Origin of the sequence: Micromonospora sp. NPDC057141, from assembly GCF_042670805.1 — a bacterium.
Taxonomy (GTDB): Bacteria; Actinomycetota; Actinomycetes; order Mycobacteriales; family Micromonosporaceae; genus Micromonospora.
Window position 1 is genome coordinate 33,818 of sequence record NZ_JBHUVA010000027.1, and the last position, 17,613, is coordinate 51,430.

Genomic DNA, 17,613 nt, shown 5'->3' on the forward strand with positions numbered 1-17,613 from the left:
CCCCAGAGGGGCCGTTTCGCTCCGAGATCTATCGGTTTTGCCCCGCCCGTACAAACGACGGGCGGGGCAATGGTGTCCGTCAGAGGTAGTCCTCGGCCTCGTCGCAGACCTTGTTCATGCCCTCGGTGGCCTTGTCGTACGCGGCCTTGTTGTTCGCCGCGGCGGCGGTCAACGCGCTGGTGAGCTTGTCCAGACAGGTGGCGATGACCTTCTTCTGCCGGGCCTGCTCGTCCCGGTCGTTCCGGGTGCCGGTGAGGTCCTGCTCGGTGTTGGAGAGCTTGTCCCGCACGGCCTGCAGGTCCGTCTTGAGCTTCTCGATCTCGGTCTTGTTCGCCGCGATCGTACCGTCGCGCTCGCTGACCTGGCCGGTCAGCCGCTTCTCGGTGCGGTCCAGTTCGCTGCTCTTGGTCAGGTAGAGACCGGTCATCACGCCGCCGAGGACGAAGAGCAGCCCGGCCACCACGGCCAGGACCAGCACCTTGCGCCCGCCCTGGCCGGCGGCCGGCGCCGGGGAGCCGTAGGGCGGCATCGCGCCCGGCGGGCCGTAGACCGGCATCGCGCCCGGCGGGCCATAGGCCGGTGTCGCGCCCGGCGGACCGGACATCGGCTGGCCGAACACCGGCCCGGAGGCGGGCGGCACCGACATCGGCTGGCCGAACGCCGGCGACGGCTGTCCCGGACCGGAGACCGGCGGGTATCCGGCACCCGAGACCGGCGGGGTCGAGACCGGCGCGGAGAACTGCTGCGTCGGCTGCGGCGCGCCGTGCTGAACCGGACCGAACTGCTGCGTCGGCTCGGCCGCCGGCTGCGGCGTCCCGTACTGGCCCGGGGTGAACTGCCGGGTGGGCTCCGCCGGCTGGCCCGTCGGGTCGTACTGCGGGGGCACGGGCTGGCCCACGCCGCCCGGCGGCGGGTATGGCGGCTGCTCCCCCGGCCCGGTCGGTGGCTGCGACATTCTTCTCTTCCTCCAGGTGGGGCGACCCGTGGCCGGGGCCGCGACGAACCGGCTGGTACGGAACGGACGGCGCGGAGCGGCCGGAGTCAGCAGATCCGGAAGCCGTCGCAGGCGACCTTTATGGGTACGGCGAGGCCGATGCCCTCGGCGTCGCGGGCCTTGGCGGTGGCGATGCCGACCACCTGCTTCTGACCGTTGATGACCGGGCCGCCGGAGTTGCCGGGGTTGATCGGCGCGTCGAACTGGATGATCGGGCCCGAGCCCTGGTCGGCCTCGCGGAAGGCACTCACCACGCCGGTGGTGACGCTGTCCTGCAGGCCGAGCGGGGCACCGACGACGACGATCTGCTGGCCGGACTTGACCGCGGCGGACGCCGTCACCAGCCCGGTGAACTTGCTCGTGGTCCGCAGCTGGGCAACGTCGTTGGCCTCGTCGACCTTGACGATGGTGGCCGGGTAGCGCTGGTCGGTGCGTTCCAGGAAGACCTCCCGGCCCCCGCCGGTCCAGACCGATTCGACCACGTGGAAGTTGGTGAACAGGTTTGTTCCGCCGCCGCTGTCGGGCTTGCCGACGGCGAACGCGGTGCCGGTGAACTGCCCGGCCCGGACCCGGAACACGCTGGGCAGCACGGCGCTGGCCACCGCCTCCGGGTTGAACTGCGCCCCGGCCTGCTTCTCGAGGGCCTGCGCCCGCTGGTCCAGGCCGTCGAGCCGGGCGCCGTCGCCGCTCTGCCCGGTGGCCAACCGCCGGTCGGTGTCGGCCAGCCGGTCGGAGAGCCGCCTGATCTGGTACGCCTGCACGCCGCTCACCACGGCCAGGACCACGGCCAGCCCGAGCGCGACGAACGTCAGCGCCCGGCCCCGGGCCCGGGGCGGCGGGGTCGGGCCGCCCATCGGCGGGGACGCGGGCCAGGCCGGCCCGGGGACCGGGGACGCCCCGCCGTGCGGGTACGCCGGGCCGGAGACCGGAGGCGACGGCGGCGGCGCGGCGTACCCGGCCGGCGGCTGCTGCCCGGCGATCGGTGCCTGCTGCGGGGCGGCCGGTGGCTGCGGGGCGGCACCCGGCGACTGCTGCGGGGCGGGCCAGCCGGCGGGCGCGGGACCGGGCCACTGGCCAGGCACGGCGGACTGGGCGGTGGCGGACGACGAGCCGGGCCAGTGGCCGGGCGGGGCGGCCTGACCGGCGGGCGGGTAGGTGCCACCGGCGGGCGGGTAGGCCCTCCCGGCCTGCGGGTACGCGGCGGCGGTGCCGCGGTGCGGATCGGCCCGGTGCGGATCGGGCCGGGCGGTCGGCTGCGCGGTGCCCGGCGGCGAGGCGGGTCGGTGCACGTCGGTTCGGTGCACGTCGGTTCGGTGCACGTCGGTTCGGTGCACGTCGGGCCGGGGCGGGTCCATGCGGGGCGGCAGCGGGCCGGGGCGGGCGGCGGCGGCCGGCTCACCCACCGGCGGCCCGCTCACCGGCGGCTCGGCGGGTCGCGCCGGGGCGGGCCAGCTCCCGCCCGAGCCGTCGCCGGGCCCCTGCCCCGGGCCCGTCGCACCGTACCCAGCCGTCGTCATCGCCACGTCCTCCCCGTCGACGCCCTGGTGCCCGCCGGCACCGGTGCGGTCCCGGTCGGCGGCCCGAAGGAACGTACCCGCGCCACCGCGCTTTGTCTCCCCTGATGTCCGACCCTGGCATGCCGGGTCAAGTCGCCGACGCCGACACACGCCGCACCCGGCTGCGCGCGCCGGATCGCCGCGCGCACTAGGGTTGTCAGGTGACCGACGAACCACCCCTGCGCCGTCGGGCCGCCGAAAGCCGAACGGGAAACGAGCCGCACCAACCGCTGTCGGCCGCGCCGGAGCCGGTGAACGCGGGGCCCGAACCGACCGCCGACGGGCCCGTGCCCCTGACCGCCCCCCGTGAGGGGACACCCGAGCCGGTGACAACCGAGGCCGGGCTGGCCGAGGTCGTGGCCCGCTTCGCCGCCGGCACCGGCCCGGTCGCCCTGGACGCCGAGCGCGCCTCGGGTTATCGCTACAGCCAGCGGGCATACCTGGTGCAGCTGCGCCGGACGGGGGCCGGCACCGCGCTGATCGACCCGCTGCCGCTGCCCGACCTGAGCACCCTGGACGCGGCCATCGCCGATGCCGAGTGGGTGCTGCACGCCGCCAGCCAGGACCTGACGTGCCTGGCGGAGGTGGGGCTGCGCCCGCGCCGGCTGTTCGACACGGAACTGGCCGCTCGGCTGGCGGGATTCGAGCGGGTCGGGCTGGCCGCGCTGACCGAGCAGCTACTGGGCTTCAGCCTGGAGAAACACCACTCGGCGGCGGACTGGTCGAGCCGGCCGCTGCCGGAGTCGTGGCTCACGTACGCCGCGCTGGACGTGGAGATGCTGACCGACCTGCGCGACATGCTCGACGCGGAGCTGACCCGCCAGGGCAAGTCGGCGTGGGCGGCGGAGGAGTTCGCCGCGCTGGTGCGCAGCGTCGACCGCCCGCCCCGGGTCCGGGCGGAGCCGTGGCGGCGTACCTCCGGCATCCATCGGGTGCGCGGGGCCCGCGCCCAGGCGCGGATCCGGGCCCTCTGGTATGCCCGGGACCAGATCGCCGCCCGCCGCGACGCCGCGCCGGGCCGGGTCCTGCCGGACTCGGCGATCGTGGCCGCCGCCGAGCTGGACCCGAAGGACGAGAAGACGCTGCTGACCCTTCCTGGCTTCGGCGGCCGGTCGGTGCGCCGGCTGGCCCGCACCTGGCTGGCGGCGCTGGACGACGCCCGGCAGCTGCCCGACGACGCGCTGCCGGCCACCCCGGCGGTGGAGGGGCCACCCCCGCCGCACCGCTGGGCGGAGCGGGATCCGGTCGCCGCGGGCCGGCTGGCCCGGTGCCGGGAGGTGGTGGTCCGGATCGCGGGCGAGCACGCCCTGCCGGCGGAGAACCTGATCGCCCCGGACTCGGTCCGCCGGCTCGCCTGGGCCCCGCCGGAGGAGGTGACCGAGGCGACGGTCGCCGAGACGCTGCACGGCTTCGGTGCCCGCGAGTGGCAGCTGGCCCTCCTGGTGCCCGACCTGACCGCCGCGCTGGCGGGCCCGCCCGCAGCGGCCTGACCGCCGCGCTGACGAGCCCGCCCCCGGCGGCCTGACCGCGCGCTGGCCCACCCCACACCCCGGGGCCTGACGCGCCCCGGGGTGTGGGGTGGGCCACACGGGGGGTGGTGTCGAGGGTGGTTACTGGCGAGTAGCATCCGAGGGACCACGCCCGTGCCGCGATCCTCGTTCGGTCCGTGGGTGCCGCTGGTCGGCGACGTGGCCGAGTCAGGGTCGAAAAGGAGGCTCAAGTGCCCCGTGAAGTCCGCGATGTCGTCTTCGTCGACGGCGTCCGCACCCCGTTCGGCAAGGCGGGTGGCATGTACGCCAACACCCGCGCCGACGACCTGGTGATCCGCTGCATCCGTGAGCTGCTGCGCCGCAACCCGCAGCTGCCGCCGGAGCGGGTCGACGAGGTCGCCATCGCCGCCACCACCCAGATCGGCGACCAGGGCCTCACCATCGGCCGCACCGCCGCCCTGCTGGCCGGCCTGCCGAAGACCGTCCCCGGCTTCGCCATCGACCGGATGTGCGCCGGGGCGATGACCGCCGTCACCGCCGTGGCCGGCGGCATCGCCATGGGCGCGTACGACGTGGCGATCGCCGGCGGCGTCGAGCACATGGGCCGGCACCCGATGGGCGAGGGCGTCGACCCCAACCCGCGGATCGTCGCGGAGAAGCTGGTCGACCCGTCAGCCCTGGTCATGGGCGCCACCGCGGAGAACCTGCACGACCGGGTCCCGCACATCACCAAGGAGCGCACCGACGCGTTCGCGCTCGCCTCGCAGCAGAGGACCGCGAAGGCGTACGCCAACGGCAAGCTCCAGGGCGACCTGGTGCCGATGGCGATCCGCGACGACGAGGGCGGCTGGGGCCTGGCGACGGTCGACGAGGCGCCCCGCGACACCTCGCTGGAGAAGCTGTCCACCCTCAAGACCCCGTTCCGCCCGCACGGCAAGGTCACCGCGGGCAACGCGGCCGGCCTGAACGACGGCGCCACCGCGAGCCTGCTCGCCGCCGAGGACACCGCCCGCGAGCTGGGCCTGCCGGTCGCCATGCGGCTGGTCTCGTACGGCTTCGTCGGCGTCGAGCCGGAGGTGATGGGCGTCGGCCCGATCCCGTCGACGGAGAAGGCGCTGCGCATCGCCGGCCTGAGCATCGACGACATCGGCCTGTTCGAGCTGAACGAGGCGTTCGCCGTGCAGGTGCTCGCCTTCCTCGACCACTTCGGCATCGCCGACGACGACCCCCGGGTCAACCCGTGGGGCGGCGCGATCGCCATCGGTCACCCGCTCGCGTCCTCCGGCGTGCGGCTGATGACCCAGCTCGCCCGGCAGTTCGCCGAGCACCCCGAGGTCCGCTACGGCCTCACCGCCATGTGCATCGGCATCGGCATGGGCGGCACCGTGATCTGGGAGAACCCACACTGGACGGAGTCCAGCCAGCAGGCTCAGCGGGAGGGTGGAGACAAGTGAGCACGCTCGCCGCACCGAACGAGGTGGTCACCCGGGCGCTGCTGCGCCAGGTGAACGTGCCGGGGCTGGCCCGCCCGGCCGCCCTGATCACCCTCGACAACGGCTTCGACCACACCAAGCCGAACAGCTTCGGCCCGGGCGGCCTGACCAGCCTCGACGAGGCGATCACCGCCGCCCTCGCGGCGGACCCGGCGTTCGTCGCGGTCACCGGCAAGCCGTACATCTTCTGCGTCGGCGCCGACATCACCAGCCTGCCGCAGCTCACCGACCGGGAGCAGGCCCTGGAGATCGGCCGGCTCGGCCACCGGGTCTTCGCCCGGCTGAAGGACAGCACGGTCCCGACGTTCGCCTTCGTCAACGGCGCGGCGATGGGCGGCGGCCTGGAGCTGGCGCTGCACTGCCACTACCGGACGCTGTCCGGCGGGGCGTCGGCCCTGGCGCTGCCGGAGGTCTCCCTCGGCCTGATCCCCGGCTGGGGCGGCACCCAGCTGCTGCCGCACCTGATCGGCATCCCGGCCGCCACCCAGGTGATCCTGCAGAACCCGCTGATGCAGAACAAGATGCTCAAGCCGAAGCAGGCCGCCGAGCTGGGCATCGCCGACGTGCTGCTGGAGCCGGCCGACTTCCTGGAGCGGTCCCTGGAGTGGGCCGCCGGCGTGGTGCGCGGCGAGATCACCGTGACCCGGCCCGAGGTCGACAAGGACATGTGGGCGGGCGTGCTCTACTTCGCCCGGCAGACCCTCGATGCGCGGCTGCACGGCGCGGTCCCCGCCGCGTACCAGGCGCTCGACCTGCTGGAGACGGCCAAGGACGCCGACTTCGCCGCCGGCACCGCCGCCGAGGACGAGGCCCTCGCCGACCTGATCTTCTCCGAGGAGCTGCGCAGCGGCCTGTACGCGTTCGACCTGGTGCAGCGGCGGGCCAGGCGGCCGGCCGGCGCGCCGGACAAGGGCCTGACCCGGCCGGTGAACAAGGTCGGCATCGTGGGCGCCGGCCTGATGGCCAGCCAGCTCGCGCTGCTGTTCGCCCGCCGCCTCCAGGTGCCGGTCGTCATGACCGACCTGGACCAGGCCCGGGTCGACAAGGGCGTGGGCTACGTGCACACCCAGATCGAGAAGGCCGTCAGCAAGGGCCGGATGGACAAGGGCACGGCCGCCAGGCTGTACGGGCTGGTCAGCGGCTCGGTCGACAAGGCCGCGTTCGCCGACGCCGACTTCGTCATCGAGGCCGTGTTCGAGGACCTCGACGTCAAGAAGCAGGTCTGGGCCGAGCTGGAGAAGATCGTCTCCCCGGAGGCGGTGCTCGCCACGAACACCTCCAGCCTGTCGGTCACCGCGATGGCCGCCGAGCTGGAGCACCCGGAGCGGGTGGTCGGCTTCCACTTCTTCAACCCGGTCGCCGTGCTGCCGCTGCTGGAGATCGTCCGGGGCGAACGCACCGACGACGCCACCCTGGCCACCGCGTTCGCGGTCGGCAAGCAGCTGAAGAAGTCGAGCGTGCTGGTGTCCGACGCCCCGGCGTTCGTGGTGAACCGGCTGCTCACCCGCTTCCTCGGCACCGTCTTCGCCGCCGTCGACGCCGGCACCCCGCTGGACGTGGCGAACAGCGCGCTGGACCCGCTGGGCCTGCCGATGCGCCCGCTCGCGCTGCTCCAGCTCGTCGGCCCGGCCGTGGCGTACCACGTGGGCGGCACCCTGCACGGGGCGTTCCCGGACCGGTTCGCCGTGAGCGAGAACCTGCGGCGGATCGCCGAGTCGGGCCAGCCGATCGTGGTCGACGACGAGATCAACGCCGACGTCGCCAAGCTGCTGGTCGTCGGCGACGAGCCGCTGACCGCCGAGCAGGTGCGGCGCAACGCCCTCGACGCGCTGGCGCAGGAGGTCCGGCTGATGCTCGACGAGGGCGTCGTCGCCGAGGCGCAGGACATCGACCTGTGCCTGATCCTCGGCGCGGGTTGGCCGTTCCACCTGGGCGGCATCACGCCGTACCTGGACCGGACGGGCACCAGCGAGCGGGTGACCGGCGGGCGGTTCCTCCCGCCCGGCCTGGCCAGCCTGCCCCGCTGATCCTCCCCGCGATCGCGGTGGTCGGGCGTCCCACGCGGGCGTCCCCGGCCACCGCGATCGTCGTCGTGCTCACGTTCGCCCTGCACGGGACAGCGGCTGTCGGTGGGCCTGGCTACGATCACCGCTCTGATCAACAATCTGGAGCTGACTCACATGTCCCAGCCGTCGGGCAACCCGTACCCCTACCAGCCGCAACAGCCGTACGGGGAGCAGCCCGTCCCGCAGCAGCCGGGTGGCTACCCGCCGCCGACCGGACAGCAGTACGGCGGACAGCAGTACGGCGGGCAGCAGTACGGCGGGCAGCAGTACGCCGACCAGCAGTACGCCGCGCCGTTGCCGCCCGCGCCGAAGAAGTCCAAGACCGGCAAGGTCGTGCTGATCGTCCTGGCCGTGGTGCTGGTGCTCTGCCTCGGCGGCACGGCGATCACCTGGTTCGCCGTGAAGGACGAGGTCGGCGACGTGGTCGACGCCACCAACACCCGGGTGGTCGCCCCGGCCACCCTCGCCGGCCGCAAGCGGATCACCGACCCGGAACTGACGAAGCTGTCGGACGAGATGGTCGCCGACATGAAGGCGACCGTGGAGAACGAGACGAGCACCGTCGGGGCGTTCTACGGCAACGTGGCCAAGCAGGACATCGTGATGATCATCGCGGCGTCCGGGGTGCTGGCGGACCCGACGAAGGAGCTGGACGACGCGGCCGCCGGCCTCAAGACCGAACTGGGTGTCAAGGAGATGACGGCGGCCGAGCCGGGCCCGCTCGGCGGTGAGGCGCGCTGCGGCGACGGCAAGACCGAGGGCATGCCGCTGGGCGTCTGCGTCTGGGCCGACCGGGGCAGCGTCGGCGTGATCGTGGTGTTCTTCGAGTCCGCGAAGCAGGCGAAGGCCGAGCTGGTCACCATGCGCAGCCAGATCGAGCAGCGCTCCTGACCCGGAGGTGACCGGGCCCCCGCGAGGCGGCCCGGGTGGGAAGCCGGGCCCCCGCCGCGCGCACGGGGGCCCGGCCCGTTTCCGGGGCTAAACCGACGCGGCCCGCTCGGCGGCGCTGCGCAGCACGCAGAACTCACTGCCCTCCGGGTCTGCCAGCACCACCCAGCCGGTGCCGTCCCGGCCGCCGCCGGTCGTCGACCTGGGTCGCGCCGAGGGCGAGCAGCCGCTCGACCTCGGCGTCGCGGGGCCGGTCAGCCGGCTCCAGACACAGGTAGCACCTAGCTCTTCACCGTCTTGCCCTCCAGGGCAGCTGCCAAGGGATAGGGTATCTGTCCTGAGTTTTCAGGCGTAGAGCTGATGAGCTACAAGTCAATCGACGGCGGCGGTGTTCACTTGAAGCAACAATCCGACTCATTCGTCGGCAGACAACACTCCGCACACATCCGGCCTGCGTTCTCAACAACAGAGGAGTGCGTCAGCAGGCCCCAGTCGCGGCAGGAGAGACGCGGACGTCACGACATCGGAAGGCAGCCTTCTCTCGATCTCCGATGCCAAACCCACCCCCGGGAGACCAGCGGCTATTCGCGGTCTTTCAGCCTGCAACCCGGGGCACCCCGCCTTTACGGCCAATGTTGAATGCAATCCGATAGACGTCAGGTAGGTCTATTCGACCATCGCGGCGGCGGCGGCGCATTACTCCAAGGGTGATCAACTCCTCGATGAGGCGGCCAACGTCGTCAGGGTGGCGAGGTCCGGTTCGGACGAGGGCATCCTCGTTCTTGGTCCCGTATCGTTCAGCCTCGTTGTGCAGGATATCGGTCAGCCGAACCTCGTGCCACAGGTCCACGACCGTTTCCTGGTCGATAGGAACCTGCCGGCCGGCCAATGGACCAACCGCTAGATGCACCCACGGCATGTCCTCGCTGATTTCCCGTACACGCGTCTCCGAGGCGGTCTGGACGCCTCGCCGGATGCCCTCGTGATGGATGGCATATTCATGACCTGCGTATTTTCCCTGGGTCTCCGAGACCGCCTTTCCCAGCGCGCTGAGGAAACTCCGCGGGCTCACCTCCTCATTCCCGTCCATGAGGTGATTCGGCAACCAGGTGTACGTATTTCCCTTGCGATAGTTGGCACCCATATAAGGTCCAGCGATCAGCGCAAACTGCTCCTCCTGAGACTGCTCGTCACCGCTGAGGAGAGAAGGCAGAACGTGCCGACTGCCGCCTGCATCAGTCTTCCAACCCCTTACAAGACGACGGAAGTGATCCGCCTGCGCGCTGCCGGAGTTTCCCATGCGGTGAAAGAGGAGCCCGTAAAGACTTGCTCGAGACCAAGATAGGCTGGCGGCATTGGCCGTTAGTTTAGACGCGTCCGGAAAGTGAAGTAGGGCACCGTCGAGCATGTCCGGACGAATGAAGACTTTGCATCGGATATTGCGGGTACCCAGACGCATCGCTAGAGCCAGCTCCAGGATGCCACCAATAAGGCGGTCGGCTTGGGCTCGCATGCGGTGAAGGTGCTCCAGGGCATCGAAGAGAATCAGGTGAGTGGTGCCTTGCTCTTGCGCTCGGTGGTCTGTTATTTGCACCGTGCGCTCTGCCGCGCCAGGATTGGCACGCACCCAAGCGACTCGGTCTTGCCACTCTACCAGCCCTTGCAGCTCCGGTTGGCCGAGTGCAGTTAGCAGGACGGCGTACCAGATATCGTAGGGGCGGATGCTGGTCTCTGCGAGCTGCCTTAAGACACTGGTACCGGGGTACAGGCCGGGCTCGATCGCGGCTCCGTACCCGGCGGCGACGGTGAGGTGACGCAGCCGCTCGATGCCGTATTCCTGTGCGGCAACTTGGCGCAGAGTGCTGTCGAGCAGTGACCGATACCAGAAGGTCTTGCCAACGCCACGCCCCCCGCGGACGACAGTGCTATCGACATAAAGCGCCGCCCGGTGTGCGTCCGGAGCGAAGAGGGTGTTCAGGTCCGGCAAGACCGTGTCGGCGTCCGTCGCTGCAGGCAACGCACTTGAGAGTAGGTCACGATACTGCCCGACGCTCAGCACGCTGGTCATCATGTTCCTTCATTCTGAGGGTCGGCAATAATCAAATGTGTGGCTATCGCCAAGAAGTCACGATACGCAGCTTGAACGAAGGCACGATCTTGCCAACCCGGTGCACTCTGAGCGTCCAGTCCAACAAGTCCAGGCTCGAACAATATGGGGATCGGATAGTGCGGGGCCGAATCATCCTCCAGGGAGGGCGAGAAAGCCCCCGGAACAATCTTCCCGGTTGTCTCTACAGGAGCATCGTCATCATATAGAGCACTGAAGCACTCCCAGGAGTTCTCTCGAAACGACCTCAAATACAATTCCATGGGGCGTTGCGGCGAATCCGGAACCATAGATGCAACCATGCGTAGTTTCTCGCGGATAAGACGGGCCTGACCTGAGGACCGCCACGCCACGAACAGGTCACCGTACCCTTCCCACGTCTGCCTGTTATCGCCGCCGAATAGCAGGGCGAGGTCACAGAGCCGTGAGATGGTTATGGCGGCGATGTCGTGGATACCAGCCCGGCTGTCCAGCAGGACCACGTCGGGGCGACGACCACTCTCACTTTCCCGCGATACGGCAGTCTCGCAGGCCCGGACGGCGTTCTCCATGCGGTCAGCGAAGACAGCACCTGGAATATCGGCGTAGACACGATTGAGTTTGTCGACGTAAGAATAAGGCGCACTCGCCGAACCCTGGCCACGCGCAGGTGCAACCCAGAGTTCACCGCGGCCAATCCGCGGGGTGTACCCGGGCGCTACCAGATCGAGCCCCTCGGCGTTGTTTACGGCAGACTCGACGAGTTGATCGACAACACCATGGCGCGGCAGCGAAGCCTCTTCACTGAGCAACGGGCCCGCACCGGGTGACTCCAGATCCAGGTCAATGACTAAGACGATGTGGCCAAGGTCAGCGAGATGACGAGCGAGGATGGCAGTGGCAGTGGTCCGCCCGACCCCCCCCTTGAAGCCGTAGAGCGCAGTTCGGTGAGTCCGTGAGCCATCCGTTTCGAGAGCCGGCGTGGATACCTGCGCCCAATCTTCCCCAACCACAGTGTTATCAAGAAGACGAACGTTGCCTTGGCCGCCATCCGGCACGTGTGACGAGTCCTGCTGAATGCGTTCGGAAGTTAGTAGAGCCTCTGCCGAGAAAAGGCCGGTGACTAGCAGCAGGGGACGGTCGGTAGCGTAGCAACGAAGGTCCGCGTTAAGCCGCTCCGTCCAGACCGCAACCCGCTCCGCTGGAGCTTGGCGTTCGCGGTCGTCAACAACCAGGGCGAAGCGTCCCAGCACATCCCGAACAGCTAATACGTCCATGCCCTCAGCGGCCACTTCGTGGGCGATCGCGAGGACACGAGGCCCGGCCTCGTCAAAACGAACTACGTCAGGGGGCAGAGTCACGGCAGCCGTCCGGTGATCAAGGCATGTTCATGTAAGGTCAGGATCTCCGTCGCCACGGTACGCCGCTCCATTACATCTAGCTCGGCAACTGCGGTGCCGTCGAGGTAGCGGTCTTCAACCGACCAGGTGTCGAAGGCAGCGAGACTGCCGAGCGCGGCAGAAAGACGGGCTGCGGACCTGCCACGCGTCAACAGCGCCAGATCGGCGGCGACCCAGGGCAGATGGCCGTAATCGACTGGCTTGCCGGTCGCCGGATCCGCGACCCATGGGCGGGTGGCCGCCGGCCGGTTCGGTTTCTTGGGATTCATAGTGGCTGGCGTGAACCGCAGGATCATACTCTTGAGCGCACACTCCACGGCGAACCCAAAATGATGATCGGCATTGGGCAAGCGGCTACCGTCGTGGAGGAAGACGGCATCGTCGTAGTGCCGCACTGCGGCGCGGGCGTAATGGTGCTCTGCTGGATTCGCCGGCACACAGAGGATCCTAGATTAGGGCAGGGGCCCCCCGTCGGAGGGTGCTCTCAGTCCGCAGCAGTGTCGCGGGTGCGGCCCGTAAAGACCCTCAACGGATCCAAGCGGCGGCCATCCCCCAAGATCAGTTTGCCACGGGACGGTTTCTAGTTCACCGCGTTTCCCCTCCGGCACCTGAAGCAACAGCACGGTCTCCCCGTCGGCGGTGCGGACCATGGCCTCCGGGTCGCCGGGGAAGCCGTCGGGCTGCCGCCCGGTGCCGAACACCTGCGCCCAGAAGCCGGCCAGGGCGTAGGTGTCGTGGCAGTCGATGCTGATGTTCCTGATCCGTGCGCTCACGGTCGCCTCCGTGGTGGAGTGGAGCGCCCCGCAGATCGGCAGAGGTCAGCGGCGGGGCGCGTACCCCGGAAAGGGCACCGGCCCGGCGCCGCGCGGACGCGGAGCCGGGCCGGGGTGCCCCCGTGGTGCGGCGGGGGTCTACGGGCCGACGAAGACAGCCTTGGCGCGCCAGTCCACCCCGTCGACGGTGGGGCCGCTGACGGTGGTGAACGCGCCGGTGGGCACGCCGCCGGCCCACGCGGTGGAGGCCAGCGCGCCGGTGGTACGGCTGACCCGGTAGAGGGTGCCGTCGGCGAGGAGGATCGACCCGGTGTCGGCGAACCCGGTCACTCCCGCGACGGTGAACTTGTCGGCGCCGACCGCCCCGCTGTCGGGGGTGAACCAGCGCCAGAACAGCCCGTTCTGGCCGGCGAGGGTGTAGTAGAGCCGGCCGCCGGTGTAGAGCATGCCGGTGACGTTGGCGATCTCCGGATAGAAGTTGCTGGTCACCCCGGCGTACGTCTGCCCGGCCGGGCCGGAGTCGGTCTCCACGGCGTCCCAGTAGGCGTCGTGGTACGGGTCGACGAGGCTCGGCGTGCCGAAGGTCGTCCCGTCGAAGGTGCGCCGCTGGAGCGCGCCGTTCATCCCGTAGAACAGGGTGCCTCCGACCCAGAACGCGCCCTTCGCCTCCGACCAGTCCGTGTCGTCGGGGTTGGCCACCGGGGTGGCCGCGCCGACCGTGGCCGCCCCGTCGTACGGGCGGGCCTGCACCTCGTCGCCGGTGCCGGCGGGCGGCGGGCCGGTCTTGACGATCTCGATCGCGCTGACGAGCGGATTCTCCACCACGTGCCCGAAGTCGATGTCGACGTTGCCGTCGCTGACCACCGTGAACGCCCGGGTGGTGCCGGTGTCGTGCCCCGGCGTGACCGCCAGGTCGAGGTTGTCCAGGACGAGCGTGTCGTCCAGGGTCACGTCGAAGACCCGCTTGCCGGGCGTCGAGGTGCCGGCGTACCGGTTGGCCAGGTAGAGCCGGACGGTGACCTCGGTGCCAGCCGGTACCGGGAAGTCCCACTGCATCTCCGGGGCGCCGGTGCCGTCCCACCGCTCGCTGCTGTACAGCGCGGCCGGGGTCCCGGCCGGAACGGTCCCGTCGAGGTTAGGCACGACCCCGTAGCTCGCGGCGCTGCTGCCGGTGTTGTGGTACGGGCTGGGGCTGGCGGCGGTGTCGGCGCTCCAGTCCGGCCCGTTGTCGGTGGACACGACGGCGGGGCCGGCGGCGTTGACCCGGTACAGCACGTTCGTCGGCACGGGCACACCGGCCTGGTACACGGTGCCGGGCAGGCCGGCGGTGGTGGTCGGGTGCGGGGCCATGCCGCCGGTCAGCGGGAAGAACGCGATCCGCTCCCGCCGGTACTGGAAGTTGCCGATCCAGGACTGGTCGGAGCCGAGCCAGATGCCCTGCGGGGTGACCAGCATCTCGGCCACGCCGTAGCCGCGCGGGTGCCGGCCCGGGTTCCACGACAGCGGCAGCCCGTTGCTCGGGTCGAGGGCGGCGATGCTGGCCCGGCCGATGGCCCCGGCCTGTGCGTTGTCGCCGCCGAAGCTGTTGTTGAGCCAGCGCAGGTGCCCGCCGACGTAGACGGCCTGCTCGCTGATGCCGACCGAGAGGAAGGTGTCGCCGCCGGAGTAGTTCACCCAGGTGGGCTGCTGTTCGTCGCCGGTCGCGGCGGCCTCCCAGCGGGCGGCGGCGTCGCAGAGCGACCCGCTGTACCGGCCACCGGTGGTGACCACCACGAAGTAGCTGCCGTCCGGGGCGAAGGCCACGTCCCGCATGTACGAGTCGAACGCCTTCCACGAGCAGCGCGGGGTGTACCGGCTGGTGTTCCAGTCGGCGACGGTCGCGGCGCTCACGCCGAGGTCCAGCCGCACGATCTGGTCGTGCAGCACCCCGTCGGCCTTCTTGAAGTTGCCGATCACGACGAGCTGGGTGCCGTCCGGGGAGAGCGCGAGCTTCTCCGCGCCGACGCCGGCCTTGGCCCCGCTCACCCCGTCGTAGTTGTGGTTCTCGGTGAGCGTGGTGGTCAGGTAGCTGTCCAGCACGCCGGTGGTGGCGTCGAGCGAGGCGAGGCCGCCGCGCGGGTTGGCGTTGCCGGCGGTGGTGAAGATGCCGCCGACGAGCAGCCGGTCGCCGGCCAGGGCGACGTCGTCGACGAGGCCGTTGAACGCCGGCCCGGCGAAGCTGGTGACGGTGGCCCCGGTGGCGACGTTGACCAGCGCCAGCTTGCGCCGGGTCACCCCGTTGACCGTGTTGAACTTGCCCGCCAGGTAGACGGTGCCGGCGGTCGGACCGGCGGCCACCGCGTTCACCTCGTTGTCGACGACCGGCGCGAACGCGGTGTCCACCGCGCCGGTGGCCTTGTCGAAGGCGAGCACGTAGTTGCGGGTGATGTCCACGTCCGAGTTGCGATTCTGCACCGTGGTGAACGAGCCCGCCGCGATGATCTTCGTGCCGGCGTCGTGGATGGCGAATACGGTGCCATCCATGATGTCCGGCGACGCGGTCGACGGGACGGCGGAGACCACCTTGTCGTGGTCGGGCGCGGCGCTCGCCGGGCCGCCGGCGGCGAGGCCGGCGCTGGTCAGGGCGACTGCCGCGAGCACCGCCAGGGTGCGGCGGGTCAGGGACGAGGAACCAATCACGGGCAGCTCCCGGAGCACGTACGGACGGAGGTGCGGCTCACAGCCGGGCAGCCGGGGACTGCCGGCTCGGCGGCGCGCGCCACGTGAGGCATGGCGCCATCACACCTTCATGCACCGCAGCCGCCGAGTCCAGCGGGGGCGTCCGATTCTGCCCCAACCGCGCGACGGCTCCACCCGAGCACCCGACGCCGGGCTGCCCGCCGGAGGCGGACCTCGCCGGGTCAGTCGGTCGGGGCGCACGAAAAGCCGACCACGACCGGCCCCGAGGCCAGGTCAGGGCCGCCTGTCAGGGCCGCCTGTCAGGGCCAACCGTCAGGGCCGCCCGGCGTGGGACGGGTCAGGGCCGCCCGGCGTGGGACGGCCCGGCGACGGCGGGCGTGGTGTCGGCGGCGGGCAGGGTCACCGTGACCTCCAGGCCGCCGCCGGGCTGCGCGAACACCCGCACCGTGCCGCCGTGCGCGTCGCAGACCGCCCGGACGATGGACAGCCCCAACCCGGAGCCGCGGGCCCCGGTGCGTTCCTGCCCGCCCCGGCGGAACGGCTCGAACAGGCCCGGCACGTCACCCGGGCTGACCTCGAAGCCGGTGTTGGCGACCACCAGCCAGGACGTGCAGCCGTCCGTGCCGGTACGCACCGTGATCCGGCCGTGCAGGTGGTTGTAGCGCACCGCGTTCTCGATCAGGTTGCCGGCCAGCCGGTCCAGCAGCCCGGGATCGCCCACCACCGGCGCGGATTCCAGCGACGTCTGCACCCGCAGCCCGATCCGCTCCACCTCCCGGCGCACGGCCGACAGCGCGTTGGCGGTGCCGGCGGCCAGGTCGCACTCGGCGCGCCGGCCCAGCCGCCGCCCCGCCTGGGCCTCGCTGCGGGCCAGCACCAGCAGGGCGTCGACCAGCCCGTTGGCCCGTTCCGAGGCGTCGCGGACCACCGTGGCCATCCGGCGGTACTCGTCGGCGTCGGCCTCGTCGTCGCTGAGCGTCACGTCGATCTCGGTCCGCATCACGGCGAGCGGGGTACGCAGCTCGTGCGAGGCGTTGGCGACGAACCGCTTCTGCGCCTCGAACGCGGCGGCGATCCGGTCCAGCATCGCATCGAACGTCTTGGCCAGCTCGGCCACCTCGTCGTCCGCCCCGGACCAGCCGATCCGCTGGTCGAGGGTGGCCTCGCCGAGGCGCTGGGCGGTCGCGGTGACCTGGTGCAGCGGGCGCAGCGCCCGGCCGGCCACCGCGTACGCGCCGGCCACCCCGACCACGCTGATCGCCAGCAGCGCCACCAGGCCCTTGACCAGCAGCTCCCGGGACGCGGCGGCGACGAGCTGCCGCTGCCACTCCGCCGCGTCCAGGGACCGGCCGTCAGCCAGCAGCACGGTGGTGCCGGGCAGCAGCTCGTCGGTGGGGCGCAGCGCGTCGCGGAGCAGCAGCCAGGCCAGCAGCACCAGGATCGTCCCGGCGCCCACCAGCAGCACCCCGTTGAGCAGGGTGAGCCGCAGCCGCAGGGTCGGCCGCAGCCGGACGCTCACGACAACCCCTCGGCGGTGCGGTAGCCGGCACCGACCACCGTCTCGATCAGCGGCGGGTCGCCGAGCTTGCGGCGCAGCGTCATCACGGTGACCCGGACGATGGTGGTGAACGGGTCGGTGTTGGCGTCCCAGACCCGTTCCAGCAGCTCCTCGCTGGAGACCACGGCGCCGCGCGCCTTGAGCAGCTCGGCCAGCACCCCGAACTCCTTGTTGGTCAGGTCGACCGCCGCCCCGCCCCGGGTCACCACCCGGCGGGCCGGGTCGAGCACCAGGTCGGCGACGGCGAGCACCGGCGGCGCGGCCGGGGTGGCCCGGCGGCCCAGCGCCTGCACCCGGGCCACCAGCTCGTCGAAGGCGAACGGCTTGGGCAGGTAGTCGTCCGCGCCGAGCTGCAACCCCTCGACCCGGTCGGCGACCGTGCCGCTGGCGGTGAGCATGAGCACCCGGGTCAGTGTGCCGGAGGCGGCCAGCTCGGCGCAGATCTGGTCGCCGTGGATGCCGGGCAGGTCCCGGTCCAGCACCACCACGTCGTACCGGGTGACGAAGGCCATCTCGTGGCCGCTGTCGCCGTCGTAGGCCACGTCGACGGCCATGCCGCGTTTACGCAGCCCCCGCGCGATCGCGTCGGCGAGGTTGCGCTCGTCCTCGACCACCAACACCCGCATACCC

At 71.2% G+C, this 17,613-nt stretch carries 13 protein-coding genes and 1 pseudogene; 4 read left to right on the forward strand and 10 right to left on the reverse strand.

Annotated elements, in window-relative coordinates:
- Positions 1 to 79: 79 nt before the first annotated feature.
- Entirely contained in the window at positions 80 to 955 is an 876-nt protein-coding gene (locus ACFT41_RS16360; protein WP_377585333.1) for a hypothetical protein, read from the reverse strand.
- A gap of 86 nt (positions 956 to 1,041) precedes the next feature.
- Positions 1,042 to 2,511 carry a trypsin-like peptidase domain-containing protein gene (locus ACFT41_RS16365; protein ID WP_377585330.1) on the reverse strand — a complete coding sequence of 490 codons (1,470 nt, stop codon included), beginning with the start codon at positions 2,509 to 2,511 and terminating at the stop codon, positions 1,042 to 1,044.
- A 200-nt stretch (positions 2,512 to 2,711) separates the two neighbouring features.
- Between ACFT41_RS16365 and ACFT41_RS16370 the strand changes: the two genes are divergently transcribed.
- The 4 genes from ACFT41_RS16370 to ACFT41_RS16385 all read left to right on the forward strand — a co-directional run bounded on the left by ACFT41_RS16370 (position 2,712) and on the right by ACFT41_RS16385 (position 8,490).
- A complete protein-coding gene (locus tag ACFT41_RS16370; RefSeq protein WP_377585328.1) occupies positions 2,712 to 4,040 on the forward strand; it encodes a ribonuclease D in 1,329 nt (442 codons plus the stop codon).
- Positions 4,041 to 4,270: 230 nt separating this feature from the next.
- Positions 4,271 to 5,494, forward strand: coding sequence for a thiolase family protein (locus ACFT41_RS16375; RefSeq protein WP_377585326.1), 1,224 nt, complete (start codon positions 4,271 to 4,273; stop codon positions 5,492 to 5,494).
- On the forward strand, positions 5,491 to 7,560 hold the full coding sequence (locus ACFT41_RS16380; RefSeq protein WP_377585324.1) for a 3-hydroxyacyl-CoA dehydrogenase NAD-binding domain-containing protein: 2,070 nt from the start codon (positions 5,491 to 5,493) through the stop codon (positions 7,558 to 7,560). Before ACFT41_RS16375 ends, ACFT41_RS16380 begins: the two co-directional genes overlap by 4 nt.
- Positions 7,561 to 7,662: 102 nt before the next feature.
- Positions 7,663 to 8,490, forward strand: coding sequence for a hypothetical protein (locus tag ACFT41_RS16385; protein ID WP_377585322.1), 828 nt, complete (start codon positions 7,663 to 7,665; stop codon positions 8,488 to 8,490).
- Between the two features lie 87 nt (positions 8,491 to 8,577).
- Here the strand turns inward: ACFT41_RS16385 and ACFT41_RS16390 are convergent.
- The 8 genes and pseudogenes from ACFT41_RS16390 to ACFT41_RS16425 all read right to left on the reverse strand — a co-directional run bounded on the left by ACFT41_RS16390 (position 8,578) and on the right by ACFT41_RS16425 (position 17,609).
- A pseudogene (locus ACFT41_RS16390) lies at positions 8,578 to 8,819 on the reverse strand (VOC family protein).
- A 263-nt stretch (positions 8,820 to 9,082) separates the two neighbouring features.
- Entirely contained in the window at positions 9,083 to 10,555 is a 1,473-nt protein-coding gene (locus ACFT41_RS16395) for a hypothetical protein (RefSeq protein ID WP_377585320.1), read from the reverse strand.
- Positions 10,555 to 11,934, reverse strand: a complete 1,380-nt coding sequence (locus tag ACFT41_RS16400; RefSeq protein ID WP_377585318.1) for a KGGVGR-motif variant AAA ATPase — start codon at positions 11,932 to 11,934, stop codon at positions 10,555 to 10,557. Before ACFT41_RS16400 ends, ACFT41_RS16395 begins: the two co-directional genes overlap by 1 nt.
- Positions 11,931 to 12,410, reverse strand: a complete 480-nt coding sequence (locus ACFT41_RS16405) for a hypothetical protein (protein ID WP_377585316.1) — start codon at positions 12,408 to 12,410, stop codon at positions 11,931 to 11,933. The genes ACFT41_RS16400 and ACFT41_RS16405 overlap by 4 nt, the downstream gene beginning before the upstream one ends.
- A gap of 15 nt (positions 12,411 to 12,425) precedes the next feature.
- On the reverse strand, positions 12,426 to 12,746 hold the full coding sequence (locus ACFT41_RS16410) for a VOC family protein (RefSeq protein ID WP_377585314.1): 321 nt from the start codon (positions 12,744 to 12,746) through the stop codon (positions 12,426 to 12,428).
- 138 nt (positions 12,747 to 12,884) lie between these two features.
- The gene (locus ACFT41_RS16415) at positions 12,885 to 15,425 is read right to left on the reverse strand and encodes a malectin domain-containing carbohydrate-binding protein (protein ID WP_377585311.1); all 2,541 of its coding nucleotides are present in this window, start codon (positions 15,423 to 15,425) and stop codon (positions 12,885 to 12,887) included.
- A 337-nt stretch (positions 15,426 to 15,762) separates the two neighbouring features.
- Positions 15,763 to 16,944 (reverse strand): sensor histidine kinase, encoded by a 1,182-nt coding sequence (locus tag ACFT41_RS16420; protein WP_377585308.1) that lies wholly within the window; start codon positions 16,942 to 16,944, stop codon positions 15,763 to 15,765.
- Positions 16,941 to 17,609 (reverse strand): response regulator transcription factor, encoded by a 669-nt coding sequence (locus ACFT41_RS16425; RefSeq protein WP_043962528.1) that lies wholly within the window; start codon positions 17,607 to 17,609, stop codon positions 16,941 to 16,943. Before ACFT41_RS16425 ends, ACFT41_RS16420 begins: the two co-directional genes overlap by 4 nt.
- Positions 17,610 to 17,613: the final 4 nt, after the last annotated feature.